We start from the raw sequence: 13,822 nt of genomic DNA on the forward strand, positions 1-13,822 counted from the left end.
TGCGAGGCCCTTGCCGATGAGCGCAAGCAAACCCGTCCGCCGCGCGCTGCCGACGCGCGGCATTCCCGACTATCTGCCGGACGATGACGCGGCGCCCTTGGCGCTGCGCCGTTATATTCTCAACGCCCGCTTTCCGGCCGCGCCCGCCCGGACCCCGCCCGATGGCGGCTGGCGAGCGTCCTTGCGCGCCTGGTGGCGCTTGGTGAGCGCGCGGCGATGAAGCGCGGCGATCTCGCCCTGCGCCACCGCCGGCTATTGCACGCCTACGCCCAGGCCCGCCATCAGGATAGGCCCTGGCTCAAACGCAAGACGCGGCTGCCGCGCGCGGCCCAAACGGGCTTGCTGCAGCGGCTGCGCGCCTGGCTACGCCTTATTTGAGCCGCAGCGGCTCCACCAGCACATTGTTGGACTCGTCGGCCAGCCACATCTGACCGTCCTGGATGGTGGCGCTCAACTGCATGCTGCGCTGGCAGATGGCGACCAGCTCCGCCAGCGTGGCCGTCTCGACGCGAAACACGCTGAGCTTGTCCAGCCGGGCCAGCTTGTTCTCCATCTGCGGCCACCACACTTCGCTGGCGCGGCCGCCGTAGCTGTACAACACCACGCGCTCGGCGCGGCTGCACGCTTTCTTCAGCCGTTTTTCGTCGGGCTCGCCCAGTTCCACCCACAGCTCGATCTCGTCGGCATAGTTTTTCTGCCACAACTCGGGCTCGTCGTCGGCGCTCAGACCGCGGCTGAATTGCAGGGTTTCGCTGGCGTTGAGCGCAAAGGCGGCCAGACGCAGCATCATGCGTTCCACGGTTTCGGACGGATGCTGGGCCAGCGTCAGCTGATGACTGGCGTAATAGCCGCGATCCATGTCGGATACGGCGAGATTGGCTTTATAAATGGTGGCGGACAGGGCCATGCGGAAACCGGCTTTGCGAAAAAAGAAGCCATTGTACGGGGCCGCCGGCCATTGCGCCCGTTCAATCGCTAGACGGCGGGGCGCGCCGCCATGAACGGCCTCTTAAAACGCGTTTGCGATCTCGCAAGCTAGAGCGAGACAAGGCGAAAACGGCTGAGAAAGCGGAGTGTACACACGGTACGAAGCGGTACTCACCGTGTGACGTCTGACGACGCGCAGCAGATCGTAAACAGGTTCTTAAGGCGAAGGCTGGCTGGAGCAGTCCAAAGGTTCGCCGCGCCAGGTGATGCTGGCCTCGCGGCCCTTGATCCACAGTTCCAGCCCCGGCGCCGCGTAACGCGCGCCGCTGCCGCTCAGGCCCTGATGCAGAATGGCGGTGGAGCCGTTGTACTCCAGCTTCACCGTGGGCGGGTGGGTGCGATAGAAGGTGGCCAGCACGGTGCGGGTGGCGTTGCCCTTGCAGACATAGCGCAAGGGCGTCAGCGACGGCGCCAGCCCCCAGGCCGCCTGCAATTGGGTGATGCGCATGATGTAGACGTCGCCCAGACACATATGCATGTCCTCGGTCTTGACGCAGTCCTTCAGACTTTTGACCCAGCGGCGCTGCTCGGCGATCAGCTTGGCCTCGGCCCCCGGCCGGCCTTGCTGGGCCTGTTCCAGCGCCAGGGCGTAGACCTTTTCCAGCCGATTGTCCTGGCGGGTCAGGCTGTCGTCCTGGCACACCATGGCCTCCACCGGATTGCCCGGCTTTTCGCAATTGAAATCGGTCGCCGCCGGCGGATTGGCCTCCGCCGTGTCCTCTGCGATCCTGCCGCTCTCCGCCGCGCGGCCGTGGCCGCCTTCCGACCCGCCCTTGCCGGCGGCCAGCGCCAAGGCCGGACACAATATGATCAAGCCGACCAGCCTATGGGCGGATCCAGGCATACCGATTTCCTCTGAACTGCGTTATTCGCCGCCCATGCCGGGCGGACACATCAAAACAGGGCATCTCTCCGCCGCGGGCCGATGCGCTCAACCCCGGCGACGTGACAGCATGATACCAGTTCGCCCATTCGCATTTATTAATAATATCGGCCGTCAAAAAGGCTTTTCGCGGCTCAGGATTCCGTTGGAATGGATATGACAATGCCGCGACAAGTTCCCAAACCGACAATTTGAAGGTAAACTCCGGCCTCTCGCGCGCAATTCCAATCTTTGCGCGTCGCGCGCGCTTCATCCCGAAGCGCCCATCGCATCCCTAACTTTTTCCCGTCAGCCTGGATTGGTTCGCACATACTGCGATAGGCCGTCGCAGGAGCAAACATGTCCACACTCACCTTTGCCGACCTCGGTCTGGCCGAATCCCTGTTGCGCGCCGTCAGCGAAACCGGTTACACCACCCCCACCCCGATCCAGGCCCAAGCCATCCCGCAAGTGCTGCAAGGCGGCGATCTGCTGGCCGCGGCCCAGACCGGCACCGGCAAAACCGCCGGCTTCACCCTGCCCTTGCTGCAGCTGCTGATGGGCAAGCCGTCCACCCAGCCGGGTCGTCCGCGCGCGCTGGTGCTGACGCCCACCCGCGAGCTGGCCGCTCAGGTGGAGGAGTCGGTGCAAACCTACGGCAAATACCTGCCGCTCAAATCCATGGTGATGTTCGGCGGCGTCAACATCAACCCGCAAACCCGCGAACTGCGCAAGCCGCTGGACATCCTGGTGGCCACCCCCGGCCGCCTGCTGGACCACGCCGGCCAGCGCAACATCGATTTGTCCGGCGTTGAGATCCTGGTACTGGACGAAGCCGACCGCATGTTGGACATGGGCTTCATCCACGACATCCGCAAAGTGCTGGCGCTGCTGCCGGCCAAGCGCCAGAACCTGCTGTTCTCCGCCACCTTCTCCGACGAGATCAAGGGCCTGGCCGATCGTCTGCTGGACAGCCCCAAGCTGGTGGAAGTGGCGCGCCGCAACACCACCAACGAGCTGGTGGATCAGAAGATCCACCTGGTGGACCGCGACCGCAAAACCGATCTGCTGATCCATCTGATCAAGGAACACAACTGGTTCCAGGCGCTGGTGTTCACCCGCACCAAGCACGGCGCCAACCGTCTGGCGGAAAAACTGGACAAGACCGGCATCCCCGCCGCCGCGATTCACGGCAACAAGAGCCAGAACGCGCGTACCCGCGCGCTGGCCGACTTCAAGAGCGGCGAATTGCAGGTGCTGGTCGCCACCGACATCGCCGCGCGCGGCCTGGACATCGACCAACTGCCGCATGTGGTCAACTTCGAACTGCCCAATGTGCCGGAAGACTACGTGCACCGCATCGGCCGCACCGGCCGCGCCGGCAGCAGGGGCGAGGCGGTATCGCTGGTCTGCGTGGACGAGTTCAGCTTCCTGAAAGACATCGAGAAGCTCACCAAGCAATCGATCGAGCGCTTCGCGGTGCCGGGCTTCGAGGCCGATCTGTCGGTGAAGCCGGAACCCATCCCGATGGGCGGCGGCAACCGCCGCGGCCAGCCGCAACGCCAGGGCGGCGGCGGCAAACCGCGCCACCAGCCGGACAGCAAGCCCACCGGCCACGGCCATCGCTCGCCGGCGTCCAAGCCGCGCCAGGGTCAAGGACAGGGTCAGGCCAAAAACGCCACAAACGGCCAGCCGGGTCAGCGCTCGTCGCAAGGCCAGGGTCAGGGTCAGCGCGGCAAGCCCGCCTCCTCGCGTCCGAGCTCGGCGTTGTTCAGCCCGCCGAAAGGCCGCTAAGAACCCGTTCATAGTCTGCTGTGCTTCGGCGATACGGCGTTGAAAACAAGCTCAAGATGCTCATGTACCACGTGTACATTCCGCTTTTTCGCTTGTTTTCGCCTTGTCCCGCCCTTGCTCGCGAGACTTTGAACAGGCTCTAAGACCCGCTAACAAAACCCCTGATCCAGCGTTGCGCCTCCTTGTCGTACGACTAGTACTGCCTACGTCGGCGCGCCTTGGCTCAGGTTCTCTGCGAGGTTTTGTTAGCGGCTCTAAGCCCGCGCAAGCGGCGCCGCGCCCTTGCGGCGCGGCCGCCGCCGCGCTTCTTCGCCGACCCCGCGGCGATGGAAGCGCTTTACGCCGGACGCCAAACCTGCCTACGATTCAGCAATAGGCCCTTGGGGCCGACAACAATATCGAGCGGAGACGGCGCGCGCCGCGCTCCGCACGGGCAGCACGCATGCCGCGCGCACAGATCGAGCAAGGATTCGGGGAAATGATGAGACTTCGCAGCTGGCTGCTGGGCAGCCTGGCTGTAGTCCTGCTGGCGGCAGCTCAGCCGCAGGCCGCGCCACGTCTGAAAATCACCCTGTCCAACCAGGAGTGGCCGCCCTATATGGGCAAGGAACTGCCGTACGACGGCATTTTGTCGCGTTTGGTCAAAGAGGCCTTCGCCCGCGCCAACGTCGACGTCGCCTTCCGTTACTACCCCAACAACCGCACGCTGCAATCGGCGCGCAACGGCACCGTGGACGGCAGCTTCGGCTGGGCGCCGACGCCGGAACGCAAGCAGGACCTGCTGTTCACCCAACCGGTGTTGCATGCGCGCATGGTGTTTTTCCAGCGCCGCAGCGCCAGTTTTCCCTGGAACGATCTGTCCAATCTGCGCCACGCGCGGGTGGGCGTCACGGTCGGCAACTTCTATTCCGACGAGTTCAACCGGCAGGTCAAGGCCGGCCACCTGATTCCGGACATGGCGCCGGACGACGTCACCAATCTGCGCAAGCTGCTGGCCGGCCGCATCGACTTATTCCCCATCGACGTGGAAGTGGGCCAATACCTGATCGCCCGCAACTTCCAGCCGCGGCTGGCCCAGCAATTGGAGCCGCAGAGCAAATCGTTCTGGGTGGCGCCGCTGCACGTGGTGATCTGGCGCAAGCACCGCCAGGGCCCGGAGTTGGTGGAACGTTTCAATCGCGGCCTGAAGGCCTTGCAGGACAGCGGGGAGTTCGAGCGCATCGTGGCGGAGACCCGCGCCGCCAGCCTGGCCTACCACAAACCGATCAAGGCGCAGTGAAGCGAAAACGGCGCTAAGGCGCGTCCGCGCTGCTCAACACCACCGGCCGGCCGTGAAAATAGCCCTGGAACCAATGGAAGCCCAGCGCGCGGCAACGTTCGAACTGCTCGCGGCTGTCCACCTTTTCCGCCAGCAGGATGCCGTCGAAATCGCTCAATTGCGCCATCAGTTCCGGCAAGCGTTCCGCTTCCACCGCCGCCACGTCCACTTTGACGATGTCCACCAGCGGCAGCATCGCCGCCTGATCCGGCCCCAGGTGGATCACGTCGTCCAACGCCAGGCGAAAGCCGCGCTGGCGCAACAAGGCCATGCGTTGCAGCAAGTCCTGGGTGACGGTCACCGTTTCCAGGATTTCCAACACCAGCCGCTCCGCCGGCAATTGGTCCAGGATGGGATCTTGCAACAAATCGGCGCTGGCGTTGATGAAGCCGGGGAACTGGCCCAACACATCCGCGCAGCCCAGCTCTCCGAAGGCGTTGCGCAGCACCTCGGCGCTGGCGAGCAGATCGTCGCGCACCAAGGCGAAATTGGCCGGGCTGGAACGGAACAATAGTTCATAGGCCACCAGCTGCTGCTGGCGGTCGACGATTGCCTGCCGGCCAAGATAACGTGAAGAATTAGGCATGCCGACGATACTACAGGATATTGCCGCCGCTGTTGGGCATCTCCTGCTGGTGCCGTCAAAAAATATGACAGCTTATGCCTGACCATCGTCATTAAATGCGGTAAGGTTGCAAATTACCCTCAAGTCAGCGAGTCCGCCATGTTGCCAACCCGACAAATTCCCCGCGAGGAGATCAAGGCGCTGCCGCTGTTCGCCGGCCTGACGCCGGAACAGGTGCGGCTGGCCGCCACGCCGGAGCTGGCCGCCGCCGCGTTGCGGGACCTGGCCGGCTGCGCGGAGCTGGGCTTCGACACCGAATCCCGCCCCACTTTCCACAAGGGCGAAAAACCGACCGGTCCGCACCTGGTCCAGCTGGCCTGCGACGACCGCGCCTGGCTGTTCCCGGTGCAGGACGGCCAGTGCGCGCCGGAGCTGAAAACCCTGCTGGAAGACCCTCAGCGGCTCTTGGTGGGCTTCGAGCTCAGTTCGGACCAGACGCTGCTGCAACAGCGGCTGGGCATCCGCTGCGGCCGGGTGCTGGATCTAGTGGACCACTTCTCCAGCGACGATGCGCGCATCACCGTCGGCGCGGTGCAGGCGGTGGCGCGGCTGTTCGGCCAGTACTTCCGCAAATCCAAGAAGCTGTCCACCACCAACTGGTCCAAACTGCCGCTGACGCCGGCGCAACAAGCCTACGCCGGCAACGACGCCTGGGTGGCGCTGCGGGTGTACCGCGAGCTGGACGCCCGCGGCGGTTTGCGGCGCGGCGGCTGAAGCCGCGCCGGAACATCAAGGCAGCCGCGTGATGCGGTTCAGCGCCGGCACCGCCACTGGCGAAGCGCTGGCGAAATAGCTCTCCAGCACGTCCACGTCCACGCCGCCGCCCACCCGGTTGCTCCCCTGGGTCAGCACGGTGAAGCCGTCGCCGCCGCCGGCGATGAAGTTGTTGACCTGCACCCGGTAGCTGGCCTGCGGATCGATGGCCACGCCGTTGATCTTGATGCTGGCGATGTCCACCTTGGCGCCCGCCGGCGCCGACAGGCTCCAGCTATAGCTGAATCCCTTGGACACTTGCAGAATCTTGACCTTGGACGGATCGCTCCATTGCTGCTCCAGCAGCTGGTCGATCTGCGCGCCGCTCAGGGTCAGCGTGGTCATCACATTGCCGAAGGGCTGGGTGGTGAACAATTGGTTGTACGTCACAGCGCCGCCGACGCCGGGAAGGATGTCGGCGCGCACGCCGCCCGGATTCATGAAGGCCACCACCGCGCCCTGGGCGGCGCCGGCCGCCAATTGCGCGTCGGCCACCACGTCGCCCAGCACGGTTTCGCCGGCCGCGGACGGAGTGCGGTCCAGGGCGCCCGCCGCCTGGCCCACCACGCGGTTGGCCACCGGGGCCACCAAGTCCTTGTACAGCTTGACCAGATTGCTGACCGAGGCCAGCGGCGCGATGTCGCGCGCCACCACCCGGTTCTGCGCCTGGATGGAGCCGGGCTTGACGTCGCGGGTGGCCGGGTCCAGCACGAAGTCGATCTCGGTGAACAACTGACCGTAGTTCTTGGCGCTGGTCACCCGGCGGCCGTCGATCACGCAGTTGTAGGCCTGATGGGTGTGGCCGGTGACCACCAGCTTCACCGCCGGGTCCAGCTTCTTGACGATGTCGACGATGGGGCCGGACACGCCGTTGCATTCATTGAAATTGCCGCTTTGATAGCCGCCCTCGTGCACCACCACCACCACGGCGGACACGCCCTGACGTTTCAGTTGCGGAATCAGCTGATTCACCGTGGCCGCCTCGTCCTGGAAGCTCAGCCCCTTGATGCCGTCCGGCGACACGATTTCCGGCGTGCCTTTCAGCGTCATGCCGATGAAGGCCACCGGGATGCCGCCGAACTTCTTGATCTCGTAAGCGGGGAACAAGGTGCCGCCGTCGCTTTTCTTGACATTGGCCGCCAGAAACTTGAACTTGGCTCCGGCGAACTTGCCGTTCTGGCAGGAGGTGGTGGGCACGCCCGTCTTGCAGCCGCCGTTCTGCATGCGCAGCAATTCCTGCTGGCCATCGTCGAACTCATGGTTGCCGACGGCGTTGAGGTCCAGGCCCAGCAGATTCATCGCCTCGATGGTGGGCTCGTCGTGGAACAGGCCGGACACCAGCGGGCTGGCGCCGATCAGATCGCCGGCCGACACCACCACGGTGTTGGGCGATTTGGCGCGCAGCGATTGCACCCAGGCCGCCAGGTAATCAACGCCGCCGGCGTTGATCTTGATCGTCTTGCTCGGGTCGGCCGGATCCGGCACCGTCAGTTGGCCAGGCATGTCCAGATTGCCGTGGAAATCGTTGAAGGCGATCATCTTCACCGCCACCGGCTGGCGCGAGACGCCGGTGTTCTGGTCGCCCGGCCCCCAGCCGCCGGAGCCGGCGGAACAGCCGAACAGCGCCAGGCTCGCCGCCAGGCACAAGCTCATGGTTTTCAGTTTCACGAAACGCATCCTTGTCTTGTTTGTTGTCGCGCGCGCCGGCGCCGCCGGCCGCGACCGAATGAGGAGACGTCCGTCCACTGCCATGGACCGCGATGGACGCTCCGATCGCGCGCACTATAGCAAAACAAAATGACAAAGAGTTAAAACTTTCATGATGCGAAACAAATCGCCATGCGGCCTCAGTCGGCGCGCGGCTCCGACTCCAGCGCCGCCAGCGCATCCGCAGTGTTGAGATTGGGAAAGAGATGGTCGAAGCCGACTTCGACATGGTTAAGACCGGCCAGCCAACCACGGATGGAACGGCCGCCGCCGGCCAGATAGGCGGCCAGCCCGGCGCGGAGGCCGGGCCCCAGCGCCAGCAGGCTGGGATGCCAGCCTTCGCGGTCGCGCGCGCTGGCGGCCTGGCGGCCGCTCGCCACTTCCGCCAGCAGCCGGCGCGAGAAATCGGCCGGCAGCCGCACCGCGTCGCAAGGCATCACCAGCCAGACCCCGCCGTCCTCGCGCTCCAAGGCCGCCAGCACCCCGGCCAGCGGCCCCGGATAATCCGGCAGACTGTCCGGCAGCAGCGGGCAGCCAAAGCCGGCGTACACGTCCAGATTGCGATTGGCCGAGATCCACACCCGTTCGGGCGGCGGCGTCTGCGCGGACAAGGCGGACAAGGCGTGCGCCAGCAGCGGCCGCCCGGACAATATCGCCAGGCCCTTGTCGGCGCCGCCCATGCGCGTGGCGCGGCCGCCGGCCAGAATCAGCGCCTGGTGGCTCATTGCCAGCGTTCCGCCGCCTGGGCGTCGCTGTGTTTGGCCTCCACCCAGCGCTCGCGGCCGTCCGCCAGGATTTCCTTTTTCCAGAACGGCGCGTCCTGCTTCAGATAGTCCATCAGGAATTCCGCGGCGGCGAAGGCGTCGCGGCGGTGGCTGCTGGCCACCGCCACCAGCACGATGGGCTCGCCCAGCGCCAGCCGCCCCACGCGATGGATGACGGTGGCCGCCTGCAGCGGCCAACGCCGGCGCGCTTCCTCCACGATGGCCTCCAAGGCCTTTTCGGTCATGCCCGGATAATGCTCCAGCTCCAGCGCCGTCACATCGCGGCTGTCGCCGTAATCGCGCACCAGCCCGCTGAAGCTGACCACCGCGCCGCAGGCCGGGTTACCGGACAGCGCGTCGATTTCCACGCCGGCGCTGAAACGCTGCGGCTGCACCCGCACCGTGAACGCGTCCATGCTCATCCTCCGGTCACCGGCGGAAACACCGCCACTTCGTCGCCGTCGCTCAGAACGGCGTCCAGGCGCGCCATCTGCTGGTTCACCGCCACGCGGAACACCCGGTCGGCGGCCAGTTCCCGCGACCAGGCCTCGCCGCGCAGCCGCAACTCCACCAGCAGTTCCTCCACCGTGGCCGCGTCGCTGTCCAAATGTTCGCTCTCCAGGCCGAACTCGTCCCGCAAGCGGGCAAAATACAAAAGATTCAGTTTCATCGCCTGCCTCTGCGCAGTTGAGCGGATACCGCAGTGTAAGCAATCCGCGCCGGGCCTCCAATACGTCAAGGTGGCTAGGCGCCCGCCCGCAAAAAAGCCCGCTCGCGGCGGGCTGATCCAAGAAGAAGAACTTGGCCTTACTTGACGATCTGCGCCAGCTCGCCCTTCAGGTATTTATTGGCCATGGCGTCCAGGTTGATCGCCTTGATCTTGCTGGCCTGACCGGCGGAGCCGAAGGCTTCGTAGCGGGCGATACAGATGTCGCGCATCGCGTCGGTGGACACTTTCAGGTATTTGCGCGGATCGAACTCGGCCGGATGCTGGGCCAGGAAGCGGCGGATGGCGCCGGTGGAGGCCAGGCGCAGGTCGGTGTCGATATTGACCTTGCGCACGCCGTGCTTGATGCCTTCCACGATCTCTTCCACCGGCACGCCGTAGGTTTCGCCCAGATCGCCGCCGAACTCGTTGATGATCTGCAGCCATTCCTGCGGCACGCTGGAGGAGCCGTGCATCACCAGGTGGGTGTTGGGGATGCGGGCGTGGATTTCCTTGATGCGGTCGATGCGCAGCACGTCGCCGGTGGGCTTCTTGCTGAATTTGTAAGCGCCGTGGCTGGTGCCGATGGCGATGGCCAACGCGTCCACGCCGGTGTCCTTGACGAACTGGGCGGCTTCTTCCGGATCGGTCAGCAGCTGGCTGTGGTCCAGCACGCCTTCGGCGCCCACGCCGTCTTCTTCGCCGGCCATGCCGGTTTCCAGGCTGCCCAGGCAGCCGATCTCGCCTTCCACCGACACGCCGCAGGCGTGGGCGAAATTAACCACGGTGCGGGTCACGTCCACGTTGTAGGCGTAATCGGCCGGGGTCTTGCCGTCGCTTTTCAGCGAGCCGTCCATCATCACCGAGGAGAAGCCGAGCTGGATAGAACGCTGGCACACGTCCGGGCTGGTGCCGTGGTCCTGGTGCATCACCACCGGGATGTGCGGGAACTCTTCCACCGCGGCCAGGATCATGTGGCGCAGGAAGGGCGCGCCGGCGTATTTGCGCGCGCCGGCGGAGGCCTGCACGATCACCGGGGCGTTCACCTTGTCGGCGGCCTCCATGATGGCGCGCATCTGCTCCAGGTTGTTGACGTTGAAGGCCGGCAGGCCGTAGCCGAATTCCGCTGCGTGGTCCAGCAGCTGACGCATGGAAACGAGAGCCATGGTGTTCAATCTCCGCAAACTGCTCCGCCGGGGCGGAGCATGGTTGGCGCCCGGACCGCGCGGCGGCCCGAGGCGAATTCATCAATTCAGTGTCTGGACACGCCGGACAACAACAGGCCGGCGCCGACGAAAGCGCCGCCGGACACTTTGTTGACCAGCTTGAGGCGCCGCGCGCTGTTCAGCCAGCCGGCCAAACGCGCGCCGCCGCCGGCGTAAGCCAGCTGCCAGGACGCCTCGATCACGTAAAACGTCGCCGCCAGGATCGCCAACTGCGGCCCCTGCGGCTGCTGCGCGTTCATGAACTGCGGGAACAGCGCGGTAAAAAAGATAAAGGCCTTGGGATTGCTCATCGCCACCAGAAAGCCGGTGCGGAACATGCCCCAGGGCGTGTGCTTGCCGGCCGCCGCCTCGCGGATTTCCTCCACCGGCTGCGGCTGGCTGCGCCAGGTCTTGATCCCCAGATAGATCAAATACGCGGCGCCGGCGTATTTTACCAAGGAAAACAGCAGTTCGGAGGTGGCCAGCACCGCGCCCAGTCCGGCGGCGGAGCCGAACATGATCAAACCCAGCGCCGTCATCAGGCCAAGACAAGTCATCAGCGTGCGCCGCACCCCGTAGTGAATGCCGTGGGTCATCGCCAGCAGCATATTGGGGCCGGGCGTGGCCGAGACGAAAAACACAGTGGTGACGAACAGCAACCAGGTATTGAGCGACATGGATATCTCCGGCGGGTGGGCCATCAGAATGAAACGGCGGCGAATACGCCAGTGTAACGCAAGCCATTCATCCCGATAGCCTTTTTCCCCTCAGCCCGCGCGCTCGGCCAGGATGGCCACCGCCGGCAACTCCTTGCCTTCCAGGAACTCCAGGAAGGCGCCGCCGCCGGTGGAGATGTAGCTGATATCGTCGGTGATGCCGTACTTGGCGATGGCGGCCAGGGTGTCGCCGCCGCCGGCGATGGAGAAGGCCGGCGAGGCCGCGATGGCCTGGGCCAGGGTCTTGGTGCCGCCGCCGAACTGCTCGAACTCGAACACGCCCACCGGGCCGTTCCACACCACGGTGCCGGCCTGGGCGATGATGGCGGCCAAGGCCTGCGCGGAATCCGGGCCGATGTCCAGAATCATGTCGTCGGCCTCCACCTCCGCCGCGCTCTTGGTCACGGCGGCGGCGGTTTCGGCGAACTCCTTGGCGCAGACCACGTCAGCCGGCAACGGCACATCGCCGCCGCGGGCGCGAATCTTGGCGATCACTTTTTTGGCCTCGTCCACCAGCTCGGCTTCGGCCAGCGATTTGCCTATGGCCTTGCCCTCGGCCAGCAAGAAGGTGTTGGCGATGCCGCCGCCCACGATCAACTGGTCCACCTTGTCGGCCAGCGATTCCAGAATGGTCAACTTGGTGGACACCTTGGAGCCGGCGACAATGGCCACCAGCGGCCGCGCCGGCGCTTGCAAGGCCTTGCCCAGCGCTTCCAGCTCGGCGGAGAGCAGCACGCCGGCGCAGGCGGCCGGCGCGAACTGGGCCACCGCGTGGGTGGAAGCTTCGGCGCGGTGGGCGGTGCCGAAGGCGTCGTTGACGAACACGTCGCACAAGGCGGCGTAGGCGCGGCCCAGGTCGGCGTTGTTCTTTTTCTCGCCCTTGTTCAGGCGCACGTTTTCCAGCATCGCCACTTCGCCGGGCGCCACGCTGAGGCCGGACTGCCAGTCCGCCACCAGGCGCACCGGCCGGCCCAGCAGGCCGGACAGGCGCTCCACCACCGGCGCCAGGCTGTCTTCCGGCTTGGGCTCGCCCTCGGTGGGGCGGCCCAGATGGGTCATCAGGATCACGCCGGCGCCGGCTTTCAGGCACAGCTCGATGGACGGCAGGCTGGCGCGGATGCGGGTATCGTCGCCGATGACGCCGTTTTTCACCGGCACGTTCATGTCCACGCGGATCAGCACGCGCTTGCCGGCCAGGGCCTGTTCGGAAAGTTTATTGAATTTCATCGTTCGCTCGCTCGGGTTTGGATTCGCTTGTCGATTGATTCATCGGCGCAGGCTCCGGCTTGGCGCCGGGGCGGCCGCATTTTTTGCAGTACGGAAAAAAGGCGAAATTGCGCGCGCCGCAGTCGCAGCCGCGGAACAGCTGCAGGCCGCAGTGCACGCAGTAGTCGGCGTCGTCGCCGGCAATATTGTATTGATGGTCGCAGGACGGGCAAGTTTTCTTCTGGTAGGCGCCCAAGGCCTGGGCGTAGGCCACGTGGCGCGCGCGCTCGCTCTGGCTTTGCTGCAGCTCGGCGCGCTTTTTCTCGGCGTAGCGCTGGAAGGCCTGAATCATGCGCAGGCCGGCGAACACCGTCAGCGCGATGCCCACCGCCAGCCGCACATAGCCGCCGAAATTGGGCAGATAGGGCAGCAGTTCGACGAAGAAGGCGAACAGCGCGAACAGGCCGAAGCCGTAAACGAAGAACCAGTAGCGATGCGTCCGATAGCGGCTGAACAGCCATACCGCCAGCAAGAGCAGCGGCAAGATCACCGCCAGCCGCAGCAGGAAGACTTTCAACTCGAAACGCTGGTAGGCCTGCTGGTAACGGTCCTGGGCGACGGCATCCACCCGGGCGATCTCTTCTTGCAGCGTTTGCCGGTTCCGCTCCAGCGCGCGCAGGCCGTCGCTCGCCCGGTCTTCCTTCTGCTGCCATTGCAGGATCTGCGCCTGCAGGGCGTCCAGTTCCCGGGTGCGGCGGCTGACTTCGGCGCTTTGCTGCGGATCGGCGCTGGCGGCGCGGCTGGCCAGCCAGTTGGCCAGGCCCTTGCGCTGAGTCTGGTAATTGCGCTCCAGCTGCTCGCGGGTGGCGCCGAGGTTTTCCAGCTGGGCGCGCTGCGCGTCGTTCTGGCGCTGCAAGACCTGCTGCCGCTGCCGCAGCGGCTCGATGCCGGCCTGCCGCTGCAGCGTTTCCAGCTGCGGCGGGCCGCCGTCCGGCACGTAGAACAGATCGCGGATCACCAGCTCGCCCAGATTGGACAGAAAGCCCGCGAACACCAAAGCCACCAGCCAGGAGGCCAGCCGAACCCATTTTTCCGGGCGGGACAATGCTTGGTTCTGTCGCATGCTGCTCTCCTGTGACGGCGGTTCAGCGGGGGGCGATATCGGCGATCGCCCGGCAA

The 13,822-nt window shown here is 65.5% G+C and carries 16 protein-coding genes; 5 read left to right on the top strand and 11 right to left on the bottom strand.

Going from position 1 to position 13,822, the window contains the following annotated elements; all coding sequences use genetic code 11:
* Window positions 1-16: 16 nt before the first annotated feature.
* Together AB1Z25_RS21935 and AB1Z25_RS21940 are read left to right on the top strand one after the other, a co-directional pair.
* Window positions 17-220, top strand: coding sequence for a hypothetical protein (locus tag AB1Z25_RS21935; RefSeq protein WP_107801282.1), 204 nt, complete (start codon window positions 17-19; stop codon window positions 218-220).
* A complete protein-coding gene (locus AB1Z25_RS21940; protein WP_158274390.1) occupies window positions 217-378 on the top strand; it encodes a hypothetical protein in 162 nt (53 codons plus the stop codon). The genes AB1Z25_RS21935 and AB1Z25_RS21940 overlap by 4 nt, the downstream gene beginning before the upstream one ends.
* On the opposite strand, the gene AB1Z25_RS21945 is transcribed toward AB1Z25_RS21940, so the two are convergent.
* Together AB1Z25_RS21945 and AB1Z25_RS21950 are read right to left on the bottom strand one after the other, a co-directional pair.
* Window positions 371-907, bottom strand: coding sequence for a YaeQ family protein (locus tag AB1Z25_RS21945; protein WP_107801283.1), 537 nt, complete (start codon window positions 905-907; stop codon window positions 371-373). The genes AB1Z25_RS21940 and AB1Z25_RS21945 overlap by 8 nt on opposite strands.
* Before the next feature lie 237 nt (window positions 908-1,144).
* On the bottom strand, window positions 1,145-1,831 hold the full coding sequence (locus AB1Z25_RS21950) for an MliC family protein (protein ID WP_107801284.1): 687 nt from the start codon (window positions 1,829-1,831) through the stop codon (window positions 1,145-1,147).
* 378 nt (window positions 1,832-2,209) lie between these two features.
* Here AB1Z25_RS21950 and AB1Z25_RS21955 point away from each other — a divergent pair, with 378 nt between their 5' ends.
* Both AB1Z25_RS21955 and AB1Z25_RS21960 read left to right on the top strand, forming a co-directional pair.
* The gene (locus tag AB1Z25_RS21955; protein ID WP_235085632.1) at window positions 2,210-3,643 is read left to right on the top strand and encodes a DEAD/DEAH box helicase; all 1,434 of its coding nucleotides are present in this window, start codon (window positions 2,210-2,212) and stop codon (window positions 3,641-3,643) included.
* A gap of 478 nt (window positions 3,644-4,121) precedes the next feature.
* The gene (locus tag AB1Z25_RS21960; protein WP_199225955.1) at window positions 4,122-4,922 is read left to right on the top strand and encodes a substrate-binding periplasmic protein; all 801 of its coding nucleotides are present in this window, start codon (window positions 4,122-4,124) and stop codon (window positions 4,920-4,922) included.
* A gap of 13 nt (window positions 4,923-4,935) precedes the next feature.
* On the opposite strand, the gene AB1Z25_RS21965 is transcribed toward AB1Z25_RS21960, so the two are convergent.
* Window positions 4,936-5,547 carry an EAL and HDOD domain-containing protein gene (locus AB1Z25_RS21965; protein WP_107801286.1) on the bottom strand — a complete coding sequence of 204 codons (612 nt, stop codon included), beginning with the start codon at window positions 5,545-5,547 and terminating at the stop codon, window positions 4,936-4,938.
* Between the two features lie 138 nt (window positions 5,548-5,685).
* Here AB1Z25_RS21965 and AB1Z25_RS21970 point away from each other — a divergent pair, with 138 nt between their 5' ends.
* Entirely contained in the window at window positions 5,686-6,300 is a 615-nt protein-coding gene (locus tag AB1Z25_RS21970; protein ID WP_227105838.1) for a 3'-5' exonuclease, read from the top strand.
* Window positions 6,301-6,315: 15 nt separating this feature from the next.
* Here AB1Z25_RS21970 and AB1Z25_RS21975 read toward each other — a convergent pair whose 3' ends face one another.
* The 8 genes from AB1Z25_RS21975 to AB1Z25_RS22010 form a co-directional block, all read right to left on the bottom strand.
* Window positions 6,316-8,007, bottom strand: a complete 1,692-nt coding sequence (locus AB1Z25_RS21975) for a bifunctional metallophosphatase/5'-nucleotidase (protein WP_486636167.1) — start codon at window positions 8,005-8,007, stop codon at window positions 6,316-6,318.
* Between the two features lie 179 nt (window positions 8,008-8,186).
* The gene (gene mobA, locus AB1Z25_RS21980) at window positions 8,187-8,771 is read right to left on the bottom strand and encodes a molybdenum cofactor guanylyltransferase MobA (protein WP_486636168.1); all 585 of its coding nucleotides are present in this window, start codon (window positions 8,769-8,771) and stop codon (window positions 8,187-8,189) included.
* Window positions 8,768-9,226, bottom strand: coding sequence for a molybdopterin synthase catalytic subunit MoaE (gene moaE, locus AB1Z25_RS21985; RefSeq protein ID WP_107801290.1), 459 nt, complete (start codon window positions 9,224-9,226; stop codon window positions 8,768-8,770). The genes mobA and moaE overlap by 4 nt, the downstream gene beginning before the upstream one ends.
* Window positions 9,227-9,228: 2 nt before the next feature.
* Window positions 9,229-9,480: a molybdopterin converting factor subunit 1 gene (moaD, locus tag AB1Z25_RS21990; protein ID WP_253314735.1), complete on the bottom strand. Its 252-nt coding sequence runs from the start codon at window positions 9,478-9,480 to the stop codon at window positions 9,229-9,231.
* A gap of 137 nt (window positions 9,481-9,617) precedes the next feature.
* Window positions 9,618-10,682 (bottom strand): class II fructose-bisphosphate aldolase, encoded by a 1,065-nt coding sequence (gene fba / locus AB1Z25_RS21995; RefSeq protein WP_107801293.1) that lies wholly within the window; start codon window positions 10,680-10,682, stop codon window positions 9,618-9,620.
* An 86-nt stretch (window positions 10,683-10,768) separates the two neighbouring features.
* Entirely contained in the window at window positions 10,769-11,398 is a 630-nt protein-coding gene (locus AB1Z25_RS22000) for a LysE family translocator (RefSeq protein WP_107801294.1), read from the bottom strand.
* Window positions 11,399-11,488: 90 nt separating this feature from the next.
* A complete protein-coding gene (locus AB1Z25_RS22005) occupies window positions 11,489-12,664 on the bottom strand; it encodes a phosphoglycerate kinase (protein ID WP_107801295.1) in 1,176 nt (391 codons plus the stop codon).
* Window positions 12,651-13,766, bottom strand: a complete 1,116-nt coding sequence (locus AB1Z25_RS22010) for a serine endopeptidase (RefSeq protein ID WP_486636170.1) — start codon at window positions 13,764-13,766, stop codon at window positions 12,651-12,653. Before AB1Z25_RS22010 ends, AB1Z25_RS22005 begins: the two co-directional genes overlap by 14 nt.
* Window positions 13,767-13,822: the final 56 nt, after the last annotated feature.

The sequence above is a fragment of the Chromobacterium sp. HL1 genome (assembly GCF_057418835.1).